Raw genomic sequence first — 26,968 nt, forward strand, 5'->3', positions numbered from 1 at the left:
GATTATAGGTATTTGGCATAATCATGCGATTACATCAACATGCCGGCACCGTCCACGCGAACGGTGGCGCCTGTCATAAACGAGGTTTCGTCCGAAGCGATATAACAGGCGAGCGAAGCGACATCCTTCGGCAGTCCGACACGTCCGAGCGGGAATTTTCTGCGGCTCGGCTCCTTGTGCGATTTGAACTTGCCGACGTCGATCGCGCCGGGAGCAATCGTATTGACTGTAATGCCATAACGCGCTAGCTCTATGGCGCTTTCCCTGCCGAGCATCTTGATGCCGCCTTTCGACATACAGTAAACGGCGTCGAAATCGGTCGGTCGTTTGCCATGAACAGAGGAGATGTTAATGATACGGCCAAAATTTCTTTGTTTCATATAAGGAATAACCGCCTGCATGCATTGCCAGTATCCTTTCAGATTAACGTTCATCACTCGGTCGTACAGCTCTTCCGTATATTCGAACCAGTTGATATTAAGCTGCAGCGCGGCATTGTTGACCAATATGTCGATGCCGCCAAGCGCTGTCGCAGCCGTATCGACCATTCGAACGATCTGCTCCCGATCGGCGATGTCGGCTTGCACGAGCATGCACTGGCCGCCGAGCTCCTCGATGCGTTGCTGCGTATCCTTGGCTCCGGTATCGCTGGAGTTGTAGTGGATGGCAACCTTCGCGCCGCGCCGCGCAAGCTCGCAAGCTATGCCTTTGCCGATGCCCGTTCCCGCGCCGGTGACGAGTGCCGATTTTCCAATCAAGCTTTGGCTCATTGCGATTTCGTCCCCCCTTCGGCAGGCTTATTCATTCGAATGTCCATGTAATGCAAGAGGAAACCTCCGTCCAGCCTAATATCGGCTCCGTTCAAATAAGCCGATCCATCCCCCGCAAGGAAGAAAACCAGCTCGGCCAAGTCGGCCTCCGTGACGAGCTTGGTCCCGGGAACCTTGTACCGGTAATCGTCGTAAAGCCCGGATAGATCGCTTTGAAACGTAACGTCAGCCCCTTCGATTGGACCCATCTCGATGACGTTGACGCGAATGCCGTGCCTCCCAAGAAACAACGCCGCCTCATGGGCAAGCATTTTCACCGCGCCTTGCGAGGCGCTGTAAGCGAAGGAGGCACCGGTCGGCTTCTCGCTATGAATAGAGCTGACGAAGATGATGCTGCCGCTCCCTCTGGCTGCCATCCGCTTGCCGATCGCCTGCGTACAGAAGAAGGCCGATTTTGCATTTGCCTCCATCATTTCGACAAATATCGATTCTTCGCCGCTTTCGACATGAACCGGTTTTATGACGCTGCAATTGTGAATCATGACGTCTACCGGACCAAGCAGCTTATCAGCTTCGTCCAACATGTCCGTTAGCCCGCGGCTGCTGCATAGGTCGGCGTGGGTAACGAGTACTCTGGAGCCGGCGGCTTCGCAGGAAACGAGTACATTGTCCCATTCCTTATCGTCTTGAAGACTGTTCAGAATCAGATCCGCTCCGCCTTGGCCGAACCGCTCGATTAGCGCCTTGCCGGACAGGCTGTCGGCATCCGCTATGAAGACCACTTTCCTTGGCACCCGTGTATACCTCCTTAAAAATCATGGACTCCGTTTGCGCTTTGATTCTCGTTACATGACCATCTTACCGATGTGCATAAGCGAAAAGCGATGCTGTAAAATTATCATTTTGTTTGTTTTTTTACGGTTAATGAGGGGGAATACAGGCTTATAATTATGATCTTGACTTTCTTGTTGTAAGCGCTTAGCATCATATTATCGATTATCGATAATTTACGAAAAATACCAACTTTTAAGGTGGTGGAAGCCTGTGTCCATCGAAACAGCCAGTTCGTTGCAAAGTCCAATCTCTCTTAGCGAGCATGTCTATAGCACGTTAAAGAGGCAGATTATGAAGGGTGAGCTGCTGCCCGGACACCGAATGATCGTAATGGATATCGCCAAGCAATTCAGCGTCAGCCAAGCGCCCGTCAGAGAAGCGCTGGAGCGGCTGAAGCAGGAAGGGCTCATTGTCGGCAAAGCGAACAAAGGGTCGTCCGTATCCGAGATTACAGCCCAGGAAATCCGCGACATTTACGAGCTTCGGATGCTGGTCGAGGGACACGCGCTTCGCGCCACGATGAAGGTGTTGGAGCCGAAGGATATCGCTTATCTGGAGGACGTTATAGCGGGTATGCGGGAAGCGATCGATAAAGGGGATCCGTATCGGCTGGTCGAATTGGATATGGGCTTTCACGGCTATTTTTATTTGCGGAGCGGAAACGCGTTGCTATACGACATTTGGAACAGCATCAAATCAAAGATTATGCGTTTTATTACGGTAACGAACAAGGATCACCAAGGCTACTCGATTCCTGACTCGCATAGCGAAATTTTGCACCTCATCAAGTCGGGCGACGTCGAGCTTACGGAAAAGAAGCTGATCAGGGGATTAGGTTTCTACAAAAATTACACCGGAGACTAGCAAGCATGCGCAATCGATTCATTATCCTTTCTCAGAGAGAGGAGTGCCGATTATGAAGCAAGGGGCAATCGTTTCCGTATTCGCCCGAACTCTGAATGACCTGCTTCCCGGTAAAGGCTTTGCTGCCGGAGATGTGAAGAGGAGACTGGAAGAGAGCGGGCTCCACGCTTATTACGCATACCCTGCTCTGGCTTTGTTCAGCGTGAGCACCGCGGAAACGGATTTATGGTCTCGTAGATGCGACTCGGATGAACTGTATGCCGTCATCAAGCGGCTAGGACCCGGGAACACTGCTGTCGTTCCTGATGACAAGGGGCATATCGGAGTCGTATTCTCTTGGGACGATCGCGAATCCATAGCAGAGCTGTACGACCGCATTTGCAACCAAGAGCATAATATCAATCTTCCATCGATTTCGCTTGGCATTAGTAATCCTAATCCGAATCTATCGGATTTACATGATTGTTACGAGCAAGCACTCTTCGCAATGAAACACCGATTCTATCAAACCCATTCACAGCCTATCTACTATAACAGCATTGTTAAATATGCAAGCGACGCGGAATATCCCTTAGTGAAGGAGGATGAGCTTCTACAGCTACTGACTAGAGACTCCCTATCAGAGTCAGCAACGAGACGAGCCGTGGATGACTTCTACTATACGTTGACTCGAAACGGTCCGCTTCAGGTCAATAAAGTCGTAGACGCGACGCTTCAACTTCTAATTAGCTTGCAGCTTCGGGTCAAATCCGCACTCGGTCAACCGAATCTATGCAGCACGCCGAATATTACGGCGCTCATGCAGCTGCAGACGTTGGAGGAGATGAAAGATGCGGTTCTCGAGGCGATCAAAGGAATGAGGGGGATATCCTGCGCCGCCGACAGCATCGATCGCACGATCATTAAAAAAGCAGTTACCCTAATGGAGGAGGAATATAGCCGGGCATCGCTGCATTACGTAGCCGATAAAGTGTTCATTACTCCCGCCTATTTAAGCGCCTTATTCAAATCAAAAATGGGTGTCACTTTTATAGAGTATCTGACCCGCATTCGCATATCCAACGCCAAAAAACTGCTCAAGCAAACGCATCTAAAAAACTATGAGGTAGCGGAAAGGGTCGGCTATCACGACTCCCGTTACTTCAGTCAAATTTTCAAAAAGAAGGTAGGATTGTCGCCAAGCGAATTCCGGGATGCCAAGTAGGGATTAAGTAGTGACCAAGCAGAGATACAAACAACCATTGATGCGGCCGTGCGATTTTCGGCTTTCTATTTTCATAGACAAAAAGCGCTCGAGTCAGAAGATTGTACGAGTAATCGTATAAGACATGGCCGGAAACAACAAAGAAAGGTGCCCCGAGGGGCACCTTTCTTATTCATCCGAATTTTCAATGTAAATGACGTAACCGTTGGAGTTGACTTCTCCATGATGATAGATTTCGTTCAGCTCATACGAATAGTGAGCTGTGACAATCCCTCGTAGGACATGACTCGTTACAAGCGGGCTCACAAAAATCTGATAGCTGATTTGAACGGCGCTTCCCGGCGACACATACCCCAAAGAAATGGAGCCGGAGGCATCCGGATCTGCGGCAGGCACCCCATTTATGCGGATCGATCCGCGTATCAGGGAGGTTTGCCTGATCGTAAGGCGATTCAGAGTAACATCCGCTGCCCAATTCCCGGTATTCGTCAGCACGACGTTATAATCGACAACCGCCTCTGGTTCTACGACGAGAGGATTCGTCGTTACTTCAAGCTGAAAGTGCGGATAACAGACCTCTGTTGAAACAGTTCCGGAAAACGAAGGATCCAGTCGTGCAACGGTTCCGCCCGTACTTCTGTAAGTGCCTTCCGTGCTGGCTTGGTTAACTAAAACTTGAGCCGGCGACACAATATTGCTGCCTGTAATCATCACCTCGAAGGTGACGACAGACTGCTTTCTAGGGGCAACCGTTCCTAGCGCGATACCTGTCGTCACCAATTCCCCGCTTTGCATAACGCCGTTCAAGGTAATGCTGTTACGAACGAATAGCGTGCCGCCCGGTATGACGGCGAACAGAATCACATCAGCGGCGACATCCCCATTGTTCGATACACGTGCGGTATACCGAAGGGTTTCCCCCGGACTTGCGAGGGTTTTGTTCACCGTAAGGGTAATCGTTACATCCGGTTTATTCATTCGGATGACCGGAAGCGTGACGGTATTGGAAAAAACACTGTCCTCCACTAACCGCCCTCCAGCCGCGAGGAACGTATAATCTGCCCGGACTTGATTACCAAGCTGCTCGCTCGTTATCTGCATGGAGGTCATAAGTTGGAAAGTAATTCTCACGGCTTGATTCAGTCCGAGTCTGCCTAGATACAGTCCGGTCACGGGATTGGCGCCCGGAAGAGGCGCGCCATCCAGGTGTACGCTGTTGGGGACGAATTCCGTTCCTTCCTGCAGCAGGTCATAGATGGTGATATCCGCTTCCCGGTTGCCCGTATTCGTGATGTTGACGGCGAATATGACCGGCAAGCCGGGAAAGGCTTGAGTCGATTCCGAGCTTTTGACCAAGGTGATGACAGGGCCAACGATAGGCGTGCTCACCGTGTTGGAATACGTAACGAATGCAGTACCGCCTGCGTTATAAAGAATCCGCGATTGGTTCAGCAGAATTTCTTCCTTGGCCATATCGGGTGTCATGACACAAGCACCTTGAAGGTTACGGTTGATGTGGCTCCTGCTAATATGGAGCCTATGGCGATGCCGACCGAAGGATTCGCCGTCGGAACCGATACGGTATCCACGGTGACGCTGCCCGCGACAAAGGTGCTGCCGACCGGAATCGGGTCAATGACCACGACATTGTTGACGGTGGAAATGCCGTTATTCGTAACAAGAATCGAGTAAGTAATCTCATCTCCGGAAACAGCGTCAACAGCGAGCGTACTCTTGACCACGCTGACATCCGGAGAAGATACCGGAATGACAACGGTATTGGACGGCGCCGAGCCGATGCCCGTTCTTCCGTCGGGAAGCAAGAAGGAGAAGTTAGCCACGGCCGAGTTGACCAGCTGCTGCGGAGACGGCAGCGTCTCGATGGTTACTTGAAGGGAAACCGTAACCGTAATCGTTCCTCCAGGCGCAACGGTACCGACTACGATGCCCATGTCGGGATCCACGCCTGGCTGAGGCACGCCGTTGATAATGACGCTGTTGGGAACAAACTCCGCTCCGGCTGGAACCGGATCCGTGAGCGTAACCGTAGCTGTCGTATTTCCGGTATTGGTGACGTTCAAGTAGTAGACGACGGTATCGCCTACTGTCGCGACAGGTACACTGGAGCTCTTGACAACGCCGATAATCGCCTGCGCTACAGGCAGCGTAACCGTGTTGGACAGAGATGTTCCCGAGAACGCGCCGGACGTGAAGCTGACGGTAGCTTGGTTGCTGAAGGAGCCGGAAGTCGGCAAGGACGTGACGGTGATGTTGAAGGTGACCACAACGCTGCCGCCAGGCGCAATCGTTCCAAGCTGGATACCGGATGCCGGATTGCTGCCGGAACGAGGGACGCCGTCTACGCTGACACTGCCTGGAACAAACGCCGTATTGGCAGGGATTGGGTCAAACAGAGTAGCGTCTGTAACGTTTTGAATTCCGGCGTTGGTTACGGTAACGGAGAAAGGAACAATGTCGCCTATCGTTGTTGCTGTAAAGGTTGTGCTCTTGACCGTAGTCACATTTGGCGAAGAAACGGTCGAGGTGACTGTGTTCGACTGGGCCGATCCCGTAAAGACGCGTCCATCCGGCAACGTGTAGCTGAAGCCCGCCGTAGACTGATTCACCAGCTGCTGGGTTGGCGGCAAAGATGTGATGATGACAGAGAACATTAACGTAACGGGGCTTCCAGGCGCAACCACGCCAAGCGGTATGCCTGCGGCAGGGTCTGCACCGGGCAAGCTGGCGCCGTTCAACAGTACGCTGTTCGGTACCAAAGTGGTTCCGGCCGGAATCGGATCGGTCAGCGTAGTCGGTGCTCCGATATTTCCGCCGTTCGTAATCGTTGACGAGTACACAATAGTATCTCCGACAGTGGCGTTCGTGCTGCTGACTGTTTTGTTGACGGTCAGAGATGGCTGGAACACCGGCGTAGCTATAATTTCCGAGAATGCCGTTGCCGAGAGGGCGCCGGAAGTAAAGCTGACGAACGACTGGTTATTGACGACAGCCGGATTCGGAATCGAAGTAACCGTGACGCTGAAGGTGACCGGGACGGAGGCTCCCGCCGCTATATCGCCGAGCTGTATGCCTGCTGCCGGATTTGCAGATGGCTGAGTTACGCCGTTGACGGTCACGCTGCCCGGAACTAGAGCAGTGCCTGCAGGAAGCGGATCGGTTAACAGTGTATTGCTAATTGCCGCAATTCCGTTATTCGTTACATTAATGTTGTACGCGATAGTGTCGCCAACGGTGGAGGCGGTAGTGAGCGTTGTCTTGACTACAGAAACGTTCGGTGCGGTTACGCCGACCGTAACTGTATTGGACGTAATCGAGCCGTTGAACGGACGTCCGTCAGGCAGCGTGTACGCGAAGCTGACCGAGGCTTGATTGAGAAGCTGCTGCGGCGTAGGCAGGAAATCGATCAAGACGGAGAAGGTAACCTGAATGGTTGCTCCCGGTGCAACGGAGCCGACAGCGATTCCCGTTACGGGCGATTCTGCGGCATGAGGCACGCCATTCACGATAACGCTGTTCGGAATAAAAGAGGTTCCCGTCGGAATGGTGTCTGTTACGGTTGCCGTAGCGGCGTAGTTACCGGAATTCGTAACGGCAATGGTGTAATTCAGCGTATCCCCAACCGTTGCGGCCGTGACCCCCGCTGATTTCAAAGCTGTCACAATCGGTTGGTTAACCGGTGTGACGTTCGTGTTGGAGAAGGCTGTCCCCGAGAAGGCACCGGAAGTAAAGGTTGCAGACGATTGGTTGATGAGAGAGCCGGAAGGAGGAAGGGATTCCACCAGGACGTTGAAGGCGACTGTGATCACTGCTCCCGGCGCGATCGGACCTAGCGAAATGCCCGCGGCCGGTATTGCGGCCGTGTTAGGCACGCCGTTGATCGTAACCGATCCGGCCACGAAGGACGAGCCGGGAGCAATAGGGTCGGTAAATATCGTGTTAGTTATTGCCGCAATGCCTGTATTGGTGACGCTAACGGAATAGGGAACGATATCTCCGATTGTCGTATTGCTCCTCGTGGAGCTCTTAACGATTGAAATATTGGGGGCGGACACGGAAATAGTCAGTATATTGGACTGAGCAATGCCTGACAGCGTACGTCCATCCGGCGGTACAAAGGTATAGTCTGCCGTAGCTTGGTTGGCAAGCTGCTGAGGACTCGGCAGAGAAGCGACCAGCACGCTGAAGGTTACGAGCACGGTTGCCCCTGCAGCCACGGACCCGACCGGAATACCCGTAGCCGGATCGGCACCAGCTACAGGCAAGCCTCCAACGACCACGCTGTTCGGAATAAACGTTGTGCCGGCGGGAATGGCATCGGTCAATATAACCTGTGCTGCCAGATTGCCTGTGTTGGATACAGCTACGGAATATGTAACCGAGCTTCCAACCGAAGCGTTGGTCGTATCCGAAGACTTCACCAGCGTAATGACAGGCTGCGTAACGGGGGTATTGACGTTGTTGGACTGGGACGCCGACGAGAAAGCGCCCGAAGTAAAGCTGACCGTAGATTGGTTCGAAATTACGGATGGAGTGGGCATGTTGACCATCACCTCGAAAGTTACGGTAGCAGAAGCGCTGGGGGCTAATGTACCGATTGGAATGCCGATAGCTGGATTTGCAAGCGGCACGGAATCACCGTTTACAAACACGCTTCCGGTAATAAAGCTGGTGCCCTGCGGCATCATGTCGCTTACGACCGCGTTGTTGATCGGAGCCGCCCCGTTGTTTGTGACCAATACGGTATACTTGACCGTATCTCCGCTGGCCACGGATAAGCTGCTGTTGCTGCTTTTGATTGTGGAGACATTGGGTGCGGATACGGAGACGACGACCGTGTTGGAAGCGGAACTGCTCTCAAACATTCTTCCGTCTGGCAAGGTATAGCTGTATATCGCATTGGATTGGTTAGAGAGCTGCTGCGGATTGGGCAGGGACAGGACCGTAACCGAGAAGCTTACGACATTAATTTCGCCTGCGGATACCGTGTCCAGCGGGATGCCTGTAGTCGGATCGACGCCTGGATTCGGGAAGCCGTTAATAATTACGCTATTCGGCACGAAAGCAACCTCAGGCGGCAAGATATCCTCCAAGCGAACTTCAGCCGGGTAATTGCCGGCATTACTGACAGTCAGTGAATACGTAAAGGTATCGCCTACGGTCAATGTGCTGACGCTGCTGCTCTTGATTATGTCAATGACAGGTAAGTAGGCGGCCGTTGTGATCACCGCTGAAGAGGAGGAGCCGGTAAAACTTCCCGAAGTAAAGCCCACATTGGCCCGATTACTTAATTGTGCCGGAATGGTCGGCGCAACGGCCGCTACACGGACGTTGAAGGTAATCGGCACGGTTGCCCCTGCGGTAATGGTTCCAAGCGAGATGCCCCCGCTAGGGTCGGCGTTTGGCAAGGGTATGCCGTTCACGACGGTACTGCCGGTTACAAAAACCGTATCGGCTGGAAGGGTATCCGAGAATACGGCATTGGTAACGGCTGCAACGCCGTTGTTGGTGACGGCGATCGAATATGTCAAAATGTCGTTTATCGTGGCAATCGTGCTGTTAACCGCTTTGGTGACGGTCAGATTTGGCGAGGTAGCCGGAATGTTGACCACATTGGATGGCGACGTAAAACCTGTAAATGGGCGCCCGCTCGGCAATTGATACGAATACGCAGCCGTTGCTTGATTCACGAGCCGCGGCGGTGAGGGCAGCGTGTTCAGGACGAATTGAAACGTGACAGGAACAGAGCTTCCTGGCGCAATGGAGCCGAGAGATATGCCGGCAATCGGCGAAGCGCCTGGGATGGAGACCGTGTTGACCGTCACGCTTCCAGGTACAAAGGAGGTGCCTGCCGGAAGCGTATCGGTTAAGGTTGCTTGCGCGGCCAAATTACCGGTATTCGAGACGAATACCGTATAGGTCAGCGTATCTCCGACGGTGGCGACGCTCTGGTTCACCGATTTCGCTGTAGCGATAATCGGCTGATAGACCGGGACGGTGACGGTATTGGACAACGATACGCCGCTGAACGTTCCGGAGCTATACGCCACGGAAGCTCGGTTGACAAATTGCGCGGGCGTGGGGAGCGATGAAGACGTTACTTGGAAAGCGACGGTTGCAGAACTGCCCGCAGTTAATGTGCCGATAGTTATGCCGCTTGCAGGATTGGCTGACGGCTGGGGCGTTCCGTTCAGGGTCACGCTGCCCGCAACAAGAACAGAACCGCTTGGCATGGCATCGGTCAGAGTCACATTCGTGACGGCAACGGTGCCGTTGTTGGCTATCACCGCGGTGTAGGTGTAAGCCTCCCCGACAGAAGCGTCCGGTACGCTGGCGCTTTTGACGACAGTTACATTCGGAAGGGCAACAGGCAAGGTCACGGTGTTCGATGCTGCCGAGCCGGATGAGGTTCGGCCGTCGGGAACGGTGAACGTATACGCGGCCTTAGCTTGGTTCACCAACTGCGGCGGAGAAGGCAGACTTTGAACCAATACTTGAAAGGTAACGGTGGCAGAGCCGCCCGCCGGAATGGACCCTGCCGAAACGCCGGTAGCAATATTGGCTCCCGGCACCGTCACGCCGTTCACGGTCACGCTGTTCGGCACGAATGAAGTGCCGGCGGGAATCGGGTCCGTTACGGTCGTCGTGCCTGCAATATTGCCGGAGTTGGCGACAACAATGGTGTAAGTTACCGTGCTGCCTACAGTTGCATTAGCCGTACTTGCCGTTTTGTTCATGGCCAGAATCGGCGAATAGACCGGGACGGTTACCCCGTTGGATGGAATCACGGCAGGGGTGATCGGGCCGCCGGCAACGCTTTGGAAGTTGAAGGAGGCATTAGCTGTATTGACGAGCAACTGCGATCCGGGCATGGACGTTACCCGCGTGCTGTAAGCTACCGCGATGGAAGCACCCGGTACCAGCGTACCGACCGGAACGCCAGCCGTAATATCGCCCGTCGGTCTGGCAACACCAGCAACCGTGACGCTTCCCGCAACAAAGGTTAACCCGGCTGGGAGGCTGTCGGTTACGATCATGTCGGTCGCATTGGCCGTTCCGGTATTGGTGACGGTAACCGTATATCGGATCGTATCGCCGGTCAAGGAGCCGGAGACATTAGCGGATTTGGTCACGCCGACCCTAGGCGCGTTAATATCGATTTGCAGGGCATTGGCGTTCAGCACGTAGGCATCGCCCGATGTTGTTAACCTAAGTACGGCGGAGGTCTGATTATTGACCAAACGCGCCGAGACATCCACATTGGTAATATCCCAGCCTTGTCTTCCTCCCACAATATTGCTGCCAGGAGCGCCGTTGGTCTGGTTGCGGCTCCCGAAGGTGCCTGAAGTATCCAACGCTCCGGTATCGTTGTTAATCTGGGAGGCAAAGAAGTTGTTGGCAAAATTGTTCGTACCCGACAAAGCGACCAAGGTTGATGTGGTAGGACCGAACAGCGCCTGATCGCCGGTACGGTTGGCATCCCCCTCTTGGGCGCTGAATAAGGCGCGCCCTCCTAGTACCCCCGATACCGGTGTAGAAAATCCGGTAAGCGTAGTCGTAACAGCCGACGAGGTGCTCTGAACAAGAACCGCTCCTGCCCGCAGAGACATATTGCGGAAAGGAAGCGAGGCATTCTGATAGATGACGCCGAGCGTCCATCCGGCATTGTTGGCGGTTGGATCATTGCTGATGATCAGTGTGCCTACAACCCGTCCCGTCGTATAGGTTCCGCCACCGCCCTGCTGCACCAGCGAGGTCACATTTGCCGTTCGCACATAACCAAGGGCCCCTCCGCCCAGGTCGAAAATATTGCTCGTAGCCGAGTCTGGCGATACATCGGACGTCCCGGCGGGTGTCGTGAAGGATACCGGATTATTAATGGCTGCCGTCAGATTGGTGGTGCCATTAACGTAAGTACCGCCCCAGATCAGCTCTGCGTAAAGCACAGAGCTGCCCACGGGAAGATTCAGGACGGCCGATGAGCTGTTAAGCAAGTAGTTATCCGTGGTGCCAAAAGGATAGGTGCCGTATCGCAAGGCGGTATTGGTTGTAACGAATGCGCCGATGCTATCGGAAGTTCCGGGAACGCCGGACACCTCGGAACGACTGAGACCCAAAGTGTTTCCCGTAAAGGTAATGGCGCCTGTTGCATTAACAGTTGCCCGCACGATGAGTGGAATGTTGATTCACCTCCATTTCCGAAAGACAACTCCATAAAAGTTTCTACCAACTCATAACTATGAGCCTAAACTTTTGATTTTGTCTGTCCAAATGGGGGGAAGGCAATTAAATTATCGAGAATAGCGGAATCGTTTCTTGGGGCTGCTTGAAATTCGCGGAGCCTTTTTGTGATAGCGTCTTTGTGCCAAGGAACGTTTCGGGGGTATTTGCGGTAAGATTTCGCTCTCTTTTGGAAGATGCGGCTCGGCTTCTTCCATTAATTCCGGTGGATCTTCGATTTTGCGCAGCGATTGTACGCAGGAGGGTTCCATATGGGATTGGCGTGACAATTGGTCAAGCTCGAATGGGGAGATGTCCTCCTTTACAACGACAAAATGATACATGATTTCGTCCACGATATTGTTCTGAAGCCGCCCAAGTTCGTCCAGTTCTTCGGATTCATAAATAGGCGAGTGGAAGATATCGTTGTAAAAGCATTCCATCCGAATCAAGCGGAAATCGAATGGGAGATCGCCTAGGTCGAGATAATGCGGGACGGCCGGAGATTCGGGTCCGTGCGGCGGCTGATAAAAATGTTTTGTGAAATAACGCGGGGTGTGCTCGTCGAAACGATGCCGGAGCATGGGGTTGGTCACGTTCTTGAAGCTGTGGGCGTAGGGAGCCAGTATGCATACGATCGATTTATGAATGGAAATGCGATAGATTTCGGACAACACTGCAAATAAATCTTGTACATAAGGCAGACTGCGGCAAGCCATAACCCATTCTACCGAATCATCGGGCAGAGGAATGCCGTTGTTCATATCCCCTACTAAATCCACGCCATCCAGCGGATAGCGGTCAATTCCGTAAAAATCAGGGTGCTTGTTCGTGCCGCAGCCCAAATCCAGCTTCATCATCGATCCCTCCCGGGTAGGTGTGAATGTATTGATTTTCATCCTATAAGGTATCCCATAGATGGTCAAGATGTGACTGAAAGCAACCTATGCCAACATTTTAATAGTTTTTTGTCAGGTGAAAACCAGTTATAATTGTGGTGAGACTATAGACAACGATAGGACACTTAACGATGAGCGCACAATTCATGGACTTCTTAACCATTTTGCTGCCTACCTATTTTTTCTTTTATATGGCCATTACACTGATTCATCGTAACAGAAGGAGTATGTTGAACCGAATTGCAGCTTTTCTTATGCTTGCTTTTTTATTTTATTTCCTTGGCGAATATGTGAAAACGTCTTTGCTGACCGAATATCAAATGCAGATCGTTCTTTATGGGAACGCCCCGATGCTTTTGTTTGTCATTTGTTTCTTAGTCCATCTTAGCATACTCATTGGAAGCTCTATAACAGCTTCTTTGAAACGATGGCTGCCGTTGATCTATTCGGCACCATTTCTATTATGGGCTGTTTTCTTAATAATGAAGGATCATCGGGAGTTGTATAATGCGGCCGTTACAGATGGACGGAGTCCGCTTGATCCGTTGTTTATGCTGCTTACCCTTATTTTTGTCGCGGGGTATATTCTGATTTCAGTCATTATTTTGGCCGTATGCCGATATCGTGCGCGGGAAGCGAAACTAAAAATAATTTCGCAGTCTCTGCTGCTTAGTTTATTTTCGCTGTTTGCTTGGTTTGTCATCGTCACGCTTCTCCTGCAATCGGAGATCTTCACGTCGCGCAACGCAATGATTTTTTATTTCATCGGTTATTTGCTCTGGTCTGTCGTTCTTCGTCATTTGATCGGAAAGCATAACATCATGCCGGATTACCGCAAGCTGTTTCATATCCTCTTCAAGTCCGCCCCGACGGCCATTTTTTTATTGGACCGGAAGGGATCCATTATAGAAATGAACCCACGGGCCAATCAATGGTTCGAAGGAGTTCCCGTTCAGCAAATTACGAGCCATTTTGAATGTAATGGCGGGCTGGATTTTAACGAATTGTTATCTCTAAATGCTCAAGGAAAAGAAAAGGCAGCCAACATGGAGATTCGGATGAACAATCCTAATCCTAATCAGGGACATATGGATTTAATGATGGGCCTTGAGTTAATCGACGGCGGCAACGAGCAACTATTCGTGATGCATCTTACTGACGTAACCTCCTTAAAGGATACGGAACGGAGATTATTGGAATCCGAAAGAGGTTATAAGCATCTCGCGCATCACGATTCGTTGACCGATCTATATAATCGGACTGCTATTCGGGAGCAATTGGAGCTAAAGATAGCAGGTAACGAATGGTTTGCTCTTGCATTAATTGATTTGGATAACTTCAAGCAGGTTAACGATACGTACGGCCATTATGTTGGCGATCTGTATCTCAGGCATATCGCCGATACAATTAAATTGGGTGCAAAGCCTAGCGATCTAATTGGCCGGATCGGAGGAGATGAGTTCGTTCTGATCGTTCCATGTTCCCAAGAAAGCGATGTTGACGAGCTGATCAACAGCCGGCTAGGGCTATTATCCAAAAACGCGTTCACTCATGAGTCGACGGCAATTCCGATATCGTTTTCAATAGGGGTCAGCGTATATCCTAGAGATACGACGGACGTTACGAAGTTAATAAAATACGCGGATGAAGCCATGTATAAGGTTAAACGGTCGGGGAAAAATGGTAGCTTGATTTATACAAGTAACTAACTTTACAAAGAGCGCTGTCCCAGTCTGGGGCGGCGCTTTTTACGATCCTTCTATATCCTGAACCCAATGAATATATTTTGTTGTAGGAATTCGGATGCAGATTGAAGGAGGAAGCGGGCAAAATGGACGTTTATTCTAACGGTTCTATTCTACATACAAGCACGGAGCCAAGGGTGCAAATGATTAACAGCTTTATTGCCTTTATACGTGAAGCGAATGAACTTCTACAGGAGGAAACCGATCTGTCGCCTGCTAATCAATTGGTTACGAATCTGATTAGCCAGCTCTCGCTTCAGTTGCGATACCCTTATTTTCCGGAAGAGGTACAAGCCGTTCTAAGCAACGAATACGTTCGAATGAACCAACGAAAACTGCAGGATAAGTTGTCCGAAGCCGAGTTTTTAGTAGAGCTGAGCGATTCTCGCGACATTTCCAATTTGGAGGGCACGGTCTTGGATATCGTGACTAGGCTGCCTAATTGGAATGTTTACATGGCCTTGGTTAGTCAGGAGCTGTCCACGCTTCGTCAGTTCACCCCGCAGGATAGTCTGACAGAGAAGTCTCCGATTGTTTTTGTTGGCAGCGGGCCGTTGCCGCTAAGTCCTATTATTTTGCACTTATTCGGTGATGTGGAGGTTATCTGCGTGGAAATGGATGCGGTGGCCTATGAGGCATCCAGCGCTTTGCTAGAGCACATGGGCTTGGGGGATAAGGTGACTGTCGTGTTGGGTAATGGATCAGATTTCGATTATCGTTCTTACAGCCGGATCTTTGTTGCTAGTCTAGTGAGGAATAAGCGGGAGGTGCTTGAACAAATCCGTCATTCGTCCCCGGATTCTCTAGTAGCTGTTCGCACAGCGGAGGGAATGAGGCAAATGATGTACGAGGCGATTGATGAATCGCAGTTGAGTCAGGAGGGGTGGAACATTCTAGGGCGAACTCGTCCTGATCAAAATCTGGTCATTAATTCGACTTTGTTTCTTGCCTTTAAAGCCGCCCCGTAATGGGACGGCTTTTTTGACGGTTACGAAACATTAGTTAAAAATGTAGGGGTACTTCTATAATTTGATAAGTTGTTATGTATACGCTTACCTTCTACAATTTAGTTGCACATGACAAAAAATGGTCTTGTTGCTAAAGTTAATAAATTTGTTCTTAGCCAGGAGGTGGCAGTTAGAGGTTCGCGTAAAACGGTCGTAAATAAAAATTCTAGGAGGCGGAATATGTTCAAATTCAAGAAGAAAGTATTTACGGTATTGATGGCAGCAACAATGAGTTTCAGCTTGTTTGCAGCAACTACAAATGCAGCGACAGACTACTGGCAGAATTGGACCGACGGCGGCGGGACCGTAAATGCGACCAATGGAGCTGGCGGCAACTACAGCGTCAGCTGGTCGAATACCGGCAATTTTGTTGTCGGCAAAGGCTGGAATACCGGATCGCCAACTCGGACCGTTAATTACAATGCCGGTGTATGGGCGCCGTCCGGCAATGGGTATTTGACTCTTTATGGATGGACGAGAAACTCGCTCATTGAATACTACGTTGTAGACAGCTGGGGTACTTATAGACCTACCGGAACACATAAAGGCACAGTGAACAGCGATGGCGGCACCTATGATATTTACACGACTCAGCGAGTGAACGCCCCTTCCATTGACGGCACCAAAACATTCACCCAGTTCTGGAGCGTCCGTCAGTCCAAGCGACCGACCGGCAGCAACGTTGCGATCACATTCAGCAACCACGTTAACGCTTGGAAGAGTAAAGGAATGAATCTGGGCAGCAGCTGGTCTTATCAGGTGTTGGCGACAGAGGGATATCAAAGCAGCGGCAGCTCTAACGTAACGGTGTGGTAATGGTCATCTGAAGATGGGCAACTGACGAGCCCATTCTTATAGAAGAATGAAGGGGCGCGGCCGAGGCAGCCTTCACGGCAGAATGGCCGAAGGTCGTTCCCCTTTCATTTGATCCGTCAGTCCGTTTAAAGGAGATATATCCATGAGAAAGATGATTCTTTTCCTTTTCATAGTCACAACATTTGTAGTCGGCGCTTGTTCGCAACAAGAGCCCGACCGTAAGCCAGAACCTATGCCTGATAATTTTGTATTCGTCAAAGGCGGAGCTTTCGTGAACAAGAAGTCCAACTATTATGGGCAAAACGTAACCTTATCTAGCTTTTACATCGGAAAATACGAGGTCACTCAAAAAGAGTGGTCGGATGTTATGGGAAGCAATCCTTCGGCCTTCAAAGGCAATGATTTGCCGGTTGAAACGGTAAGCTGGTACGACGTGGTGGAGTACTGCAATAAGAGGAGTATAAGGGAAGGGTTAACACCGTATTACCATATAGATAAAAATAATAAAGATCCAAAAAATAAAAGCGAAACCGATCATTTAAGATGGACAGTAACGATCAATGATGGTGCAAATGGATACCGATTGCCGACAGAAGCGGAGTGGCAATATGCCGCGGGCGGAGGTCAGATGAGCAAGAGCTACATCTATAGCGGGAGCGATCAAGCAGACGAAGTAGCATGGTATTGGAAAAATGCCGGAGACAAAATGTTAACAGGGGAATGGAACTGGCCAATCGTAGAAAACAACCATAATAAGACACAACCGATCGGAGCCAAGAAATCCAACGAGTTAGGAATTTACGATATGTCCGGCAATGTGAGGGAATGGTGCTGGAACGGGTATGGAGATTCGGACAGCACTAGCAACTCTACTCGGGTTGTGAAGGGCGGCGGATGGATGGGCGATGTCGGTGAACTATCCTATCTGAGCAATTTCGAAGCGAATGGCATAGGTCCTGATCAAGGTTTCCGGGTGAGTCGCGGCGAGTAGCGGATAAGCGAGCTTTGTTTAAAGAGACGTCGGCTTAGGGCCGGCGTCTTCGTAGTTTAAATAGTTAAAAGGCTGTTCACGCTTATTTCCTAATCAGATTCAAGAGAAGCGCTTGCTGCTCCGTTAATATAAATTCCTCCTGGGGCCAAAATTCTTCTTCCTCGTCTCTGCCGAACAGGCGAAGCAGCTCCTTCCAAACCCCTTTCTCCATTGCTTCCGAGGCGGAAATCATGATCTTCAAAGTAATCACCTCCTGCTTTCTGTATACATGATTACACTTATCTTTGTTAGTATAAACATCGCAGGGTTCATTGATTTCTTATTTGGGGGATGATAGCATATGCGTTAGCTATTCAATGAAGGAGTTGACCAAATATGAAGATCATTTATCATGGACATTCTGCCGTGCAGATTATTACAGGGGACAAGTCGTTGATTATCGACCCATTCCTTAGCGGTAATCCGCTAGCCGTCACGAAGCCGGAGGATATTAAAGCGGATGCCGTCCTATTGACGCATGCGCATGGGGATCACATTCTGGATGCCGCTCCGATCGCGAAGGCTAATCAAGCACCGGTTGTCGCCAATGTTGAATTGGCCGCTTACATGTCATGGAAAGGCGTCGAGACGATCGGCATGAATATTGGGGGTACTTTAGACCTCGGATTCGCAAAAGCGAAGATGGTACAGGCCATCCACACGTCCGGTATCGTCGATGAAGAGACCAAGACGGTCATCTATGGCGGCGTGGCTGCGGGCTATATTGTGCGTGTCGAAGGAAAGACGATTCTACATACTGGCGACACGGCTTTATTCAGCGATATGAAGCTATTAGGCGACCGCGAAAATATCGATGTCGTGTTGTTGCCGATCGGCGATCATTTTACGATGGGTCCCGAGGATGCGCTTAAGGCTGCGGAGTGGTACCGGGCGAAGCTGGTCATTCCCGTCCATTACAACTCGTTCCCCGTCATTAAGCAGGATGCTGACCAGTTCGTAAGCCAGTTAGAGGCCCGCGGCATTAATGGCAAAGTGCTCGCGCCGGGTGAGGCAATCGAGCTGTAGACAAGTTATTGCGGCGTCGTGGCCGACATCTTATATTGACGTAGAAAGTCTCGCCAATATAGAATAGTAAACAATGAAATATACCTACTCGCGTTCTGATGTTGACTAGACAGCTAGAGACATAGCAGATTTTTTCTGCTATGTCTCTTTTTTTATTCCTTTATAGCGATAAATGGTAAGTATCACGCGTGAGGTGAAAAAGAAATGAAAGATTACGGCCATGAATATGCGGACATTTACTATTACACACCAAACGAATTCGAGAAGCTTGGCGGGCTTTGGCCGCTGCGAACCGGGCATAACGTGGCGAATGCAAATTACAGCGTAGGGCCGAGGGTCATTGAATGTTTTTCCTTCCATTTCGTGCTTGAAGGCGCAGTGACGTTGTCCGGCATGGGAGAGACGGTGACGTTAACGAAAGATAGCCTGTTTTGCCTCTTTCCCGACGTGAAGCACAGCTACTGGGTAGAGCAGTACGATCCGGATTGTCCGCTCCGATTGCACTGGCTGGCGTTTAACGGATCGCAGGCAGAATCGCTTGTCAGAAGACTCGGGCTATCGGAGCAAAGGCCGTATTTGCGCAACAAGCTCACGGCAGACCTATCCGGGCTACTGAAGGCTAGCATGAAGCAGATGGGAGATTGGCAGAAGGATGGAGATTTGCAGTTGCAAATTATGTTATACCGTCTGTTCGAATTGCTTGCGCGTCCGCTCCCCGATGTGCCGGAAGACAAAGACTGGTTGAATGCCTGCCTGCAATATATGGAGACGCACTATGCCGAGGGCATCACCGTCGCGGATCTTGCGCGATTCACCGGCATGCACCGTTCCCATTTGTCCAGTAGATTCAAGAATCATTTCGGGATGAGCCCACGCGAATATTTAATCAAGTTGAAGATGGAGCGGGCGGGGGAAATGCTGCGCAATCGGACGTTATCCGTTACGGACATCTCTATGTCTCTTGGCTATACGGATTTATATACATTCTCCAGAGCTTTCTGCACGTACTACGGAAAGTCGCCTACGGCTTACCGAAATCAATTGCTTACACACAACAAAATGCCAAATGAATGACAACGAAATGTCATTTCTATTTGATGTTTGTTACTTTATGCTAAATGCAAGGTATAAAACCTACTAAATTAATTAGAATAGTGTGATTTGGAGGAGGAAGATGTAATGAAACGCAAACATTTGGGAAAAGCAACGATAAGCACGATGATCGCTTTCAGTCTGGTAGCGGCGGGATGCCAATCCGGGTCCGGCACGAATAAGGAGTCCGCACCTGAGGGGAGTCCAGAAACGGTCGTGAGCAAGGACGGGTACCCGATCGTGCAACAGCCGATCAAGCTCAAGATGTTCTCCCGGATCGCTCCGGTGAACGGACCTTTCAAGGATATGCCGGTGTTTCAGGATTACGAGAAAACGAGCAATGTGCAGGTGGAATTCACCGAGGTGCCCACGGACGGCTTCCAAGAGAAGAAAAATTTACTGTTCGCGTCGAATGAGCTCCCGGACGCTTTGTTCCGCTCAGGTCTTACGCCGCTCGAGACGATTCGTTACGGAACGGCCGGCCAGCTGATTCCGCTGGAAAACCTGATTGATGACTACGCTCCGAATTTCAAAGGGCTGATGGACCAATATCCGGAGATTCGGTCGGCGATAACGACACCGGAAGGCCATATTTACGCGCTTCCCGCCGTCGTTACGCTCGGCGCGGCGCGGACGGACAAAAAATGGATCAATCAAGCATGGCTGAAAAAGCTGAATCTAAATGAACCGGAGACGACCGAGGATCTATACAACGTCCTTGTTGCTTTCCGGGACAAAGATCCGAACGGCAACGGCAAACAGGATGAAATTCCGATGACCGCCCGCGCAAGCAGCGGACCGGGTCTGGGCTTGCCGGTCGTATCGATGATGAGCGGGTCATTCGGGCTCGATCTGCAGCTTGGTTACAATATCAACTTGGAAAATAACAAAGTGGATATTTGGATGGGCAGCGAGCGCAATAAAGAGCTGTTGATCTACCTGAACAAGCTGTACAACGAGAAGCTGCTGGATCCCGAGGTATTCTCGCACAAGGAAGCGCAATATCTCGCCAAGCAAGCGTCGGGCACGGCAGGTTTCTTCTTCGATCAGACGAACAATCCGTTTCTGGAAATCGCGGACCAGTATACGGGAATAGCGCCGCTGGAAGGTCCGCACGGGGATCGTCTGCAAAGTCAAGGCGCGCCGGTTCCGCGGGATTTTGGTGCTTTTGCCATTACTTCGGTCAATAAAAATCCCGAAGCGACGCTGCGTTGGGTCGATTATTTCTATGGCGATGAGGGCTCGACGCTGCTCCGATTCGGAAGAGAAGGGGAGCATTATGAGCTGAAGGACGGCATCCCGTATTACAAGGAGGAGTTCTTGAAATCAGGCAATCAGGCGAAGATTACCCCTTACGCCGGCGGCGGAGCGCCGCATCTGATCAGCGATAAGGTGGCCTCCTATATCAATCCGCCTCAGGTTCAGGAAGCGCAGAGCAAGCTGGATCCGTTCATGCCCGAGATTCGTTACGCGGCTCCGATGTTCGACGAGGAAACCGCGCGCAAAGTCGACGTGCTGCGCAATGACATCGACAAATACTACGAGGAGCAGAGCACGAAATTTATCGCAGGCTCGCTCAGCTTCGACAAATGGGACGAATTCCAGGCTACGCTCCAGAAAATGAACATCGACGAATTGGAGAAGCTCTACCAAGACGCTTACGATGCGATAAATAAATAAGGCGACCGTAACATGAAAATTCCAATTGGTTGAAGAAAGGAGGGAGCGCATGAAAACGGCGCAGGCCAATTCGCAATATGATTCTCCCGAGAGCCGCGCAGGCCGCGGCTCTCGGTTGCTCAAGCAGATAGCCAGACGGTACGATCTATACTTAATGCTTCTTCTGCCGATTATTTGGTATGCGATCTTTCATTACGGCCCGCTGTACGGACTGCAAATCGCGTTCAAAAACTTCAATCCGGCAAAAGGAATACTCGGCAGCGAATGGGTGGGCTTTGAGCATTTCGAACGGTTTTTCGATTCCTATTACTTCCAAAGACTTCTCTGGAACACGGTGTCCATCAATCTGTTCTCGCTGCTGATTGCGTTCCCGATCCCTATTTTGCTGGCGCTCATTGTTAATGAAATCCCGAGTAAAGCTTTCGGCAAATGGCTGCAAAACATTACCTACATTCCGCACTTTATATCTGTCGTCGTCATGGTCGGCTTGATCACGTTGCTCCTTGATCCGAGAAGCGGTCCGATCAATCATCTGATCGAGGCGTTCGGCGGCGAGCCGATCCGTTTCATGGAGGAAGCGGGATGGTTCAAGACGATTTTTATCGGATCGAACATTTGGCAAAACATGGGGTGGCAGTCGATTATCTACATTGCGGCGCTAAGCGGAGTTAATCCGCACTTGTACGAAGCGGCCAAGATGGACGGCGCATCCCGTATGAGACGCATTTGGCATGTTTCCTTGCCCGGCATCGTTCCCGTTATCGTTATCCTGCTTATCTTGGATATCGGCCATTTCATGAACATCGGCTTCGAGAAAGTGCTGCTGATGCAGAACAATTTGAATCTCGAGTCTAGCGACGTCATCTCCACGTTCGTGTACACGACGGGCATCCTCAAGGGAGAGTATGGCTACACGGCCGCGATCGGACTGTTTAATTCGGTCATTAATCTGGCGCTGCTGCTGCTCGTAAATCGATTTGCGCGCAAAACAGCGGAGACGAGCTTATGGTGAGGGGGAAATGCATATGTTCATAAAGGGCGTTGCCGAGGAACGGTTGTTTAACGTGACCATATACGCGATTGCGGCAGTGATTATCGCCCTCGTGATGTATCCTCTCTTATTCGTGGTGAGCGCTTCGGTCAGCGATCCGGCGCGGGTGCTGAACGGGGAAATGTGGCTGCTGCCGAAAGGCTTGACGCTGGAAGCTTACGCGAATATTTTGCATAACGAACGAATTTGGATCGGATACCGCAATTCGATTATGTACGCCGCGGCCGGCACGGCAATCAACATTGTCATGACAGTGTTGGCGGCATATCCGCTATCAAGGCCGGATCTTCCGGGGCGCAAAATGCTGATGCTGATCATCACGCTCACGCTGTTCTTTGGGGGAGGACTTATACCGACGTATTTGCTCGTCAAAGAATTAGGGATGGTCAACACCATGTGGTCGTTGATCGTTCCAGGGGCGATCTCTACGTACAACTTAATCGTGATGAGAACGTACTTCCAATCCAGCATTCCATGGGAGCTGCAGGAAGCGGCCCATATAGACGGGTGTTCGAACTGGCGGTTGCTGCAAAGCATCATCCTGCCGTTGTCGAAGCCGATATTGGCGGTGATGGTGCTGTTCTATGCGGTTGGCCATTGGAATTCGTTTTTTAACGCTCTTATCTATATTCGCAACGAGGAGCTTTATCCGCTTCAACTGATTTTGCGCGAAATTTTGATGATTAGCCAATCCGATGCCATCGACGGCAACGTCGGTCTGGAGGATAAGATTTTGCTGGCCGAGAGCATCAAGTATGCGGTTATTATCGTCTCCAGTTTGCCCGTGTGGATCATGTATCCTCTCGTGCAGCGGCATTTCGTCAAGGGCGTAATGGTCGGGTCGATCAAAGGTTAAGGATTACAGGTAAATCCGAACGGAGGTTTAATGTTGAAACCGAACGCAACGATAACAGTCAACTGCATCGGCAGGAGCGAGCATACGATCTCCCCTTATTTATTCGGTCATTTCGTAGAGGATATCCGGGATCATATGGATGCGATGCTTGCCTATCCGCTCAAGGATATGGATTTCGAAAGCGAGGCCGAGACGAGGACGGCGGTGTCGGGAAGCTGGTTCGCCTATACGAACGGACGCAATACGAAGTACGCGCTGGAGTCGCCGGCGCCGGGGCATTCGGGCCGTGCCCAGCGCATTCGCATAGGGAGCGACGACGAGTCTTATGCCGGCATTGCGCAGAAGGCCGCATTGAAAGGGCCGATGACCTATTCGGTCAAGCTGGTGGCGCGGGCGTCCGTCGAGCTTCGTTATTTGTTCGTCGAAGCGGTAGACCGTCGATCCGGGGAAAGGATAGGCGTCGTGCGCATTGAGCTGGAAAGCCATAACTGGCGGCAATATGAAGCCGAGCTGAACATAACCCGCGCTTGCCAAGACGCGGAGATTCGACTGTACGTGCCGGACAGCCATCCGAGATGGCTCGATCATGTGTCCACCGGCATGCTGTGGCTCGATCATGTCTCATTGCTACCGGTTGACAGCGTCGGAGAGGTGAAGCGCGAGGTCGTGGAAATGACCAGATCGCTTAACGCGGGGATGATGAGGCTGGCGGGCAACTATATCAGCGCTTACCACTGGGAGCATGGCGTTGGTCCCGTGCTGAAGCGGCCCGTCATGTACAACGAAGCATGGGGAGGCTGGGCAAGCAAATATTTCGGCACGGATGAATATATAAGGTTCTGCCGAGAGCTTGGCGTCGAGCCGCTCATCTGCGTGAACGACGGCTCCGGCACGCCGGAGGAAGCCGCGAGATGGGTGGAATATTGCAACGGGGATATCGATACGCCAATGGGAGCGATGCGCGCGGCGAACGGATATCCCGACCCGTACGATGTCCGGTATTGGGAGGTCGGCAACGAAGTATGGGGAGAGTGGCAGGTCGGTTACTGTTCCGCGGAACAGTTCGCGCAGCGCTATATCGCCTATGCCGAGGCCATGAAGGCGATCGATCCTTCCCTCGTCTTATTGGCATGCGGGCATACGGATCAGGAATGGAACCAAACGGTGCTCGATATCGCCGGCGAACATCTCGATTATTTGACCCTGCATCTGTATCATGGCTATGGGCGGTTCGGGATGAACCGCGACACGCCGGCGGAGGAACGTTATAAGGCAATAGCCTCCTTCCCTGAATGGACGCGCGACAGCATCCGCCGGACAGCGGAGTTGATCGGAGCGAACGCCAAGCATCGCCATGTGAAGCTGGCAATCACCGAATACAATACGATGTATTATCCGAACACGATTAGAAAAGGGCTCCCGAACGAGCATACGCTGGGAGCTGCCGTAGCCAACGCTGCCAACCTAAATGAGATGCTGCGCTGCAGCGACATGGTGCACATCGGCAGCTTCTCGGACCTCGTGAACGGTTGGCTGGGGGGTTGCATCCGGGTCGGCGACTATTATGCCGATCAATACTGTGGCAAATCGCCGGGGTGGAGCGGCCATCCTCTCACGGTATACGGAACGCCGACCTATGAAGTGTTGAAGCTGTATGCAAGCCGGGACATCCGGCATATCGTTCAAGCCGATGTCGCGTGCGGCACCTTCGGGGTCCGCTCGGCTAAGCCGGCTCCCGTCAGTCTCGACGCGCTTCCGGATTTGGATGTCACGGCTTGCGTCAACGAAGACGGAAGCTCGGTCACCGTGTTTATCGTGAACCGCAGCCTGCAGGAGGTTAAAGCCGAGCTGCGCTTAGACGGTTTCGAACCCGGCGAAGAAACGGTTGTGCATGAAATTACGGGCGAATCCCCTGAAGATATCAATTCCGTCTTCGAGCCGGACCGCATTATTAGCGAGAGCCGAATCGTGCCGGCCGCCGAATGGGAACGAGGTTATCCGCTACGCCCGGCATCCGTGTACTGTCTCGAAATGAAGGCGAAGCATCGAAGAGGAGACCTGAAATGACAACGAGAGCATACGTCAAGGATTATCCGAGACCTCAATTCGTACGGGATCAGTGGGTTAACTTGAACGGCGAGTGGAGCTTCCGCTTTGATGATTCGAATGCCGGAGAGCGGGAGAGATGGCAGGAGAAGTTCGAGGCAACCGACCGCATTACCGTCCCCTTTACTTATGAAACGAAAGCGAGCGGGATCGGCATCGAATCGTTTCATGCCAAGGTTTGGTATGACAGAACGGTCCAGATTCCGAAGGATGCCGAAGGCAAAGCGGTCATCCTGCATTTTCAGGCTGTAGACTATGATGCCAAGGTGTGGGTGAACGGCATGCTGGCGGGCAGTCACCGGGGAGGGTATGCGGCTTTTTCCTTCGATATTACCCCATATCTAGTCTTTGGCGCCGACAACCGGATTACCGTGAAGGCGGAGGACGGCAACGATACGACGCAGCCGCGGGGCAAGCAGCGCTGGACCAAAGATAGCTTCGAATGCTTCTATGTGCAGACGACGGGAATATGGCAGACGGTATGGTTGGAATATGTGGAGGAAAAACGGCTTGAAGCGGTCAAAATATCGCCGGATATCGACCGTTCCGTCGTTCGTTTCGAATATGAGGTGTTAGGAACGGAATCGGCTTCCGAGCTGCGATTGGAGGCTGTCATTACGTTGAAGGGCCGGACCGTCAAACGGGTAAGCCTCGCGGCGGACCGTCCCTACTTGACCGTTGAGGTCGATCTCGTACATGAAGCGAACGGACCGTGGAAGAGATGTCACTGGTCGCCTATGCATCCGAATTTGTATGATGTCGAATTTATTCTTTATTCGGGCGGCGAAATCGCGGACAGGGTGTTTTCTTATTATGGCATGAGGAAGGTTTCCATCGAGAAAGGAAAGGTACTGCTGAACAATTCGCCGTTGTATCAACGGCTTATATTGGACCAAGGGTATTGGCCGGAAAGCCATTTGACGCCGCCGAGCGAAGAAGCGATCATAGCCGATATCGACAGCATATTGGAAATGGGCTACAACGGCGTGCGCAAGCATATGAAAATCGAAGATGCCCGTTTTCTCTATTGGTGCGACGTGAAAGGACTGCTGGTTTGGTCCGAGATGGCAGCTACGTTCGAATATCATGACCGTGCGGTAGAAGCGTTTACGAAGGAATGGCTGGAAATCGTCCGTCAGCAGTATAATCATCCCAGCATTATAACCTGGGTCCCGTTCAATGAGTCGTGGGGAGTGCCATCCATTCTTCGAGATCAGAGGCAGCAGAAGTTTACGGAAGGCATCTATCATTTGACCAAATCGATCGATCCTTACCGTCCGGTCGTCGCGAACGACGGCTGGGAGCATACGGTCTCCGATATATTGACCTTGCATAATTACGTGGAGACAGGCGATGGATTCTTGAAGCGATACGCGAACAAAGAGGCGATCGTGAACAAGGAGACGACGTGCAACCAATGGAAGTATGCATTGGCGGAAGGTTACGACTACCGGGGACAGCCGATCATCATAAGCGAATACGGCGGAATCGCGTTCCGGACGGACAAAGGCTGGGGCTACGGGGATTCGGTAACGACCGAAGAGCAGTTTCTGGAACGGTTCGGCGGCTTGACCGGGGCGATCAAAAGCCTTGATTATATATGCGGGTACTGCTACACGCAAGTAACCGACGTGCAGCAGGAAGTAAACGGCCTGCTCACCGAAAACCGCATTCCGAAAATTCCGCTTGCCAAAATCAAAGACATTAATTTGGCCTGAACTTAGGCATCGATGCACGAGGGAGGCGCAGC

General features: G+C 51.5%; 19 protein-coding genes. 13 read left to right on the plus strand and 6 right to left on the minus strand.

Annotated elements, in window-relative coordinates; translation table 11 throughout:
• Positions 1-29: 29 nt before the first annotated feature.
• Both AC0YN0_RS03885 and AC0YN0_RS03890 read right to left on the minus strand, forming a co-directional pair.
• On the minus strand, positions 30-770 hold the full coding sequence (locus AC0YN0_RS03885) for an SDR family NAD(P)-dependent oxidoreductase (protein WP_475820086.1): 741 nt from the start codon (positions 768-770) through the stop codon (positions 30-32).
• Positions 767-1,564: an SDR family NAD(P)-dependent oxidoreductase gene (locus tag AC0YN0_RS03890; RefSeq protein ID WP_475820087.1), complete on the minus strand. Its 798-nt coding sequence runs from the start codon at positions 1,562-1,564 to the stop codon at positions 767-769. Before AC0YN0_RS03890 ends, AC0YN0_RS03885 begins: the two co-directional genes overlap by 4 nt.
• A gap of 250 nt (positions 1,565-1,814) precedes the next feature.
• On the opposite strand from AC0YN0_RS03890, the gene AC0YN0_RS03895 reads away from it, so the two are divergent.
• A complete protein-coding gene (locus tag AC0YN0_RS03895) occupies positions 1,815-2,468 on the plus strand; it encodes a GntR family transcriptional regulator (protein ID WP_475820088.1) in 654 nt (217 codons plus the stop codon).
• Between the two features lie 52 nt (positions 2,469-2,520).
• Complete coding sequence (locus AC0YN0_RS03900; RefSeq protein ID WP_475820089.1) at positions 2,521-3,672, plus strand: helix-turn-helix domain-containing protein; 1,152 nt, start codon at positions 2,521-2,523, stop codon at positions 3,670-3,672.
• Between the two features lie 168 nt (positions 3,673-3,840).
• Here AC0YN0_RS03900 and AC0YN0_RS03905 read toward each other — a convergent pair whose 3' ends face one another.
• The 3 genes from AC0YN0_RS03905 to AC0YN0_RS03915 form a co-directional block, all read right to left on the minus strand.
• The gene (locus AC0YN0_RS03905) at positions 3,841-5,157 is read right to left on the minus strand and encodes a COG1361 family protein (RefSeq protein WP_475820090.1); all 1,317 of its coding nucleotides are present in this window, start codon (positions 5,155-5,157) and stop codon (positions 3,841-3,843) included.
• Positions 5,154-11,807, minus strand: coding sequence for a DUF7507 domain-containing protein (locus AC0YN0_RS03910; protein ID WP_475820091.1), 6,654 nt, complete (start codon positions 11,805-11,807; stop codon positions 5,154-5,156). Before AC0YN0_RS03910 ends, AC0YN0_RS03905 begins: the two co-directional genes overlap by 4 nt.
• 174 nt (positions 11,808-11,981) lie before the next feature.
• Entirely contained in the window at positions 11,982-12,770 is a 789-nt protein-coding gene (locus AC0YN0_RS03915) for a class I SAM-dependent methyltransferase (RefSeq protein WP_475820092.1), read from the minus strand.
• A 521-nt stretch (positions 12,771-13,291) separates the two neighbouring features.
• On the opposite strand from AC0YN0_RS03915, the gene AC0YN0_RS03920 reads away from it, so the two are divergent.
• From AC0YN0_RS03920 to AC0YN0_RS03935, 4 genes are all read left to right on the plus strand, one after another.
• On the plus strand, positions 13,292-14,518 hold the full coding sequence (locus tag AC0YN0_RS03920; RefSeq protein WP_475820093.1) for a GGDEF domain-containing protein: 1,227 nt from the start codon (positions 13,292-13,294) through the stop codon (positions 14,516-14,518).
• A 122-nt stretch (positions 14,519-14,640) separates the two neighbouring features.
• Entirely contained in the window at positions 14,641-15,522 is an 882-nt protein-coding gene (locus tag AC0YN0_RS03925; RefSeq protein WP_475820094.1) for a nicotianamine synthase family protein, read from the plus strand.
• 219 nt (positions 15,523-15,741) lie between these two features.
• On the plus strand, positions 15,742-16,377 hold the full coding sequence (locus AC0YN0_RS03930; RefSeq protein ID WP_475820095.1) for a glycoside hydrolase family 11 protein: 636 nt from the start codon (positions 15,742-15,744) through the stop codon (positions 16,375-16,377).
• Positions 16,378-16,519: 142 nt separating this feature from the next.
• Positions 16,520-17,368 carry a formylglycine-generating enzyme family protein gene (locus AC0YN0_RS03935; protein WP_475820096.1) on the plus strand — a complete coding sequence of 283 codons (849 nt, stop codon included), beginning with the start codon at positions 16,520-16,522 and terminating at the stop codon, positions 17,366-17,368.
• A gap of 82 nt (positions 17,369-17,450) precedes the next feature.
• Here AC0YN0_RS03935 and AC0YN0_RS03940 read toward each other — a convergent pair whose 3' ends face one another.
• Positions 17,451-17,609, minus strand: a complete 159-nt coding sequence (locus tag AC0YN0_RS03940) for a hypothetical protein (protein ID WP_475820933.1) — start codon at positions 17,607-17,609, stop codon at positions 17,451-17,453.
• A 134-nt stretch (positions 17,610-17,743) separates the two neighbouring features.
• Here AC0YN0_RS03940 and AC0YN0_RS03945 point away from each other — a divergent pair, with 134 nt between their 5' ends.
• The 7 genes from AC0YN0_RS03945 to AC0YN0_RS03975 all read left to right on the plus strand — a co-directional run bounded on the left by AC0YN0_RS03945 (position 17,744) and on the right by AC0YN0_RS03975 (position 26,936).
• Positions 17,744-18,433, plus strand: a complete 690-nt coding sequence (locus tag AC0YN0_RS03945) for a metal-dependent hydrolase (RefSeq protein ID WP_475820097.1) — start codon at positions 17,744-17,746, stop codon at positions 18,431-18,433.
• A 204-nt stretch (positions 18,434-18,637) separates the two neighbouring features.
• Entirely contained in the window at positions 18,638-19,507 is an 870-nt protein-coding gene (locus AC0YN0_RS03950; protein ID WP_475820098.1) for an AraC family transcriptional regulator, read from the plus strand.
• A 105-nt stretch (positions 19,508-19,612) separates the two neighbouring features.
• Positions 19,613-21,205 (plus strand): extracellular solute-binding protein, encoded by a 1,593-nt coding sequence (locus AC0YN0_RS03955; RefSeq protein ID WP_475820099.1) that lies wholly within the window; start codon positions 19,613-19,615, stop codon positions 21,203-21,205.
• Between the two features lie 49 nt (positions 21,206-21,254).
• Positions 21,255-22,217 (plus strand): ABC transporter permease, encoded by a 963-nt coding sequence (locus tag AC0YN0_RS03960; RefSeq protein ID WP_475820100.1) that lies wholly within the window; start codon positions 21,255-21,257, stop codon positions 22,215-22,217.
• 13 nt (positions 22,218-22,230) lie between these two features.
• Positions 22,231-23,112 carry a carbohydrate ABC transporter permease gene (locus AC0YN0_RS03965; RefSeq protein ID WP_475820101.1) on the plus strand — a complete coding sequence of 294 codons (882 nt, stop codon included), beginning with the start codon at positions 22,231-22,233 and terminating at the stop codon, positions 23,110-23,112.
• A 33-nt stretch (positions 23,113-23,145) separates the two neighbouring features.
• Positions 23,146-25,179, plus strand: coding sequence for an alpha-L-arabinofuranosidase C-terminal domain-containing protein (locus AC0YN0_RS03970; protein ID WP_475820891.1), 2,034 nt, complete (start codon positions 23,146-23,148; stop codon positions 25,177-25,179).
• Positions 25,176-26,936, plus strand: coding sequence for a glycoside hydrolase family 2 protein (locus AC0YN0_RS03975; protein WP_475820102.1), 1,761 nt, complete (start codon positions 25,176-25,178; stop codon positions 26,934-26,936). Before AC0YN0_RS03970 ends, AC0YN0_RS03975 begins: the two co-directional genes overlap by 4 nt.
• The last annotated feature ends 32 nt before the right edge of the window (positions 26,937-26,968 follow it).

The organism is Paenibacillus sp. J22P218 (genome assembly GCF_056269195.1).

Bases quoted from the DNA above. Each gene is read 5' to 3' on its own strand.
- AC0YN0_RS03885 (WP_475820086.1), bottom strand. From the start codon at position 770: ATGAGCCAAAGCTTGATTGGAAAATCGGCACTCGTCACCGGCGCGGGA.
- AC0YN0_RS03900 (WP_475820089.1), top strand. From the start codon at position 2,521: ATGAAGCAAGGGGCAATCGTTTCCGTATTCGCCCGAACTCTGAATGAC.
- AC0YN0_RS03905 (WP_475820090.1), bottom strand. From the start codon at position 5,157: ATGACACCCGATATGGCCAAGGAAGAAATTCTGCTGAACCAATCGCGG.
- AC0YN0_RS03915 (WP_475820092.1), bottom strand. From the start codon at position 12,770: ATGATGAAGCTGGATTTGGGCTGCGGCACGAACAAGCACCCTGATTTT.
- AC0YN0_RS03920 (WP_475820093.1), top strand. From the start codon at position 13,292: ATGAAGGATCATCGGGAGTTGTATAATGCGGCCGTTACAGATGGACGG.
- AC0YN0_RS03925 (WP_475820094.1), top strand. From the start codon at position 14,641: ATGGACGTTTATTCTAACGGTTCTATTCTACATACAAGCACGGAGCCA.
- AC0YN0_RS03930 (WP_475820095.1), top strand. From the start codon at position 15,742: ATGTTCAAATTCAAGAAGAAAGTATTTACGGTATTGATGGCAGCAACA.
- AC0YN0_RS03935 (WP_475820096.1), top strand. From the start codon at position 16,520: ATGAGAAAGATGATTCTTTTCCTTTTCATAGTCACAACATTTGTAGTC.
- AC0YN0_RS03945 (WP_475820097.1), top strand. From the start codon at position 17,744: ATGAAGATCATTTATCATGGACATTCTGCCGTGCAGATTATTACAGGG.
- AC0YN0_RS03950 (WP_475820098.1), top strand. From the start codon at position 18,638: ATGAAAGATTACGGCCATGAATATGCGGACATTTACTATTACACACCA.
- AC0YN0_RS03955 (WP_475820099.1), top strand. From the start codon at position 19,613: ATGAAACGCAAACATTTGGGAAAAGCAACGATAAGCACGATGATCGCT.
- AC0YN0_RS03960 (WP_475820100.1), top strand. From the start codon at position 21,255: ATGAAAACGGCGCAGGCCAATTCGCAATATGATTCTCCCGAGAGCCGC.
- AC0YN0_RS03965 (WP_475820101.1), top strand. From the start codon at position 22,231: ATGTTCATAAAGGGCGTTGCCGAGGAACGGTTGTTTAACGTGACCATA.
- AC0YN0_RS03975 (WP_475820102.1), top strand. From the start codon at position 25,176: ATGACAACGAGAGCATACGTCAAGGATTATCCGAGACCTCAATTCGTA.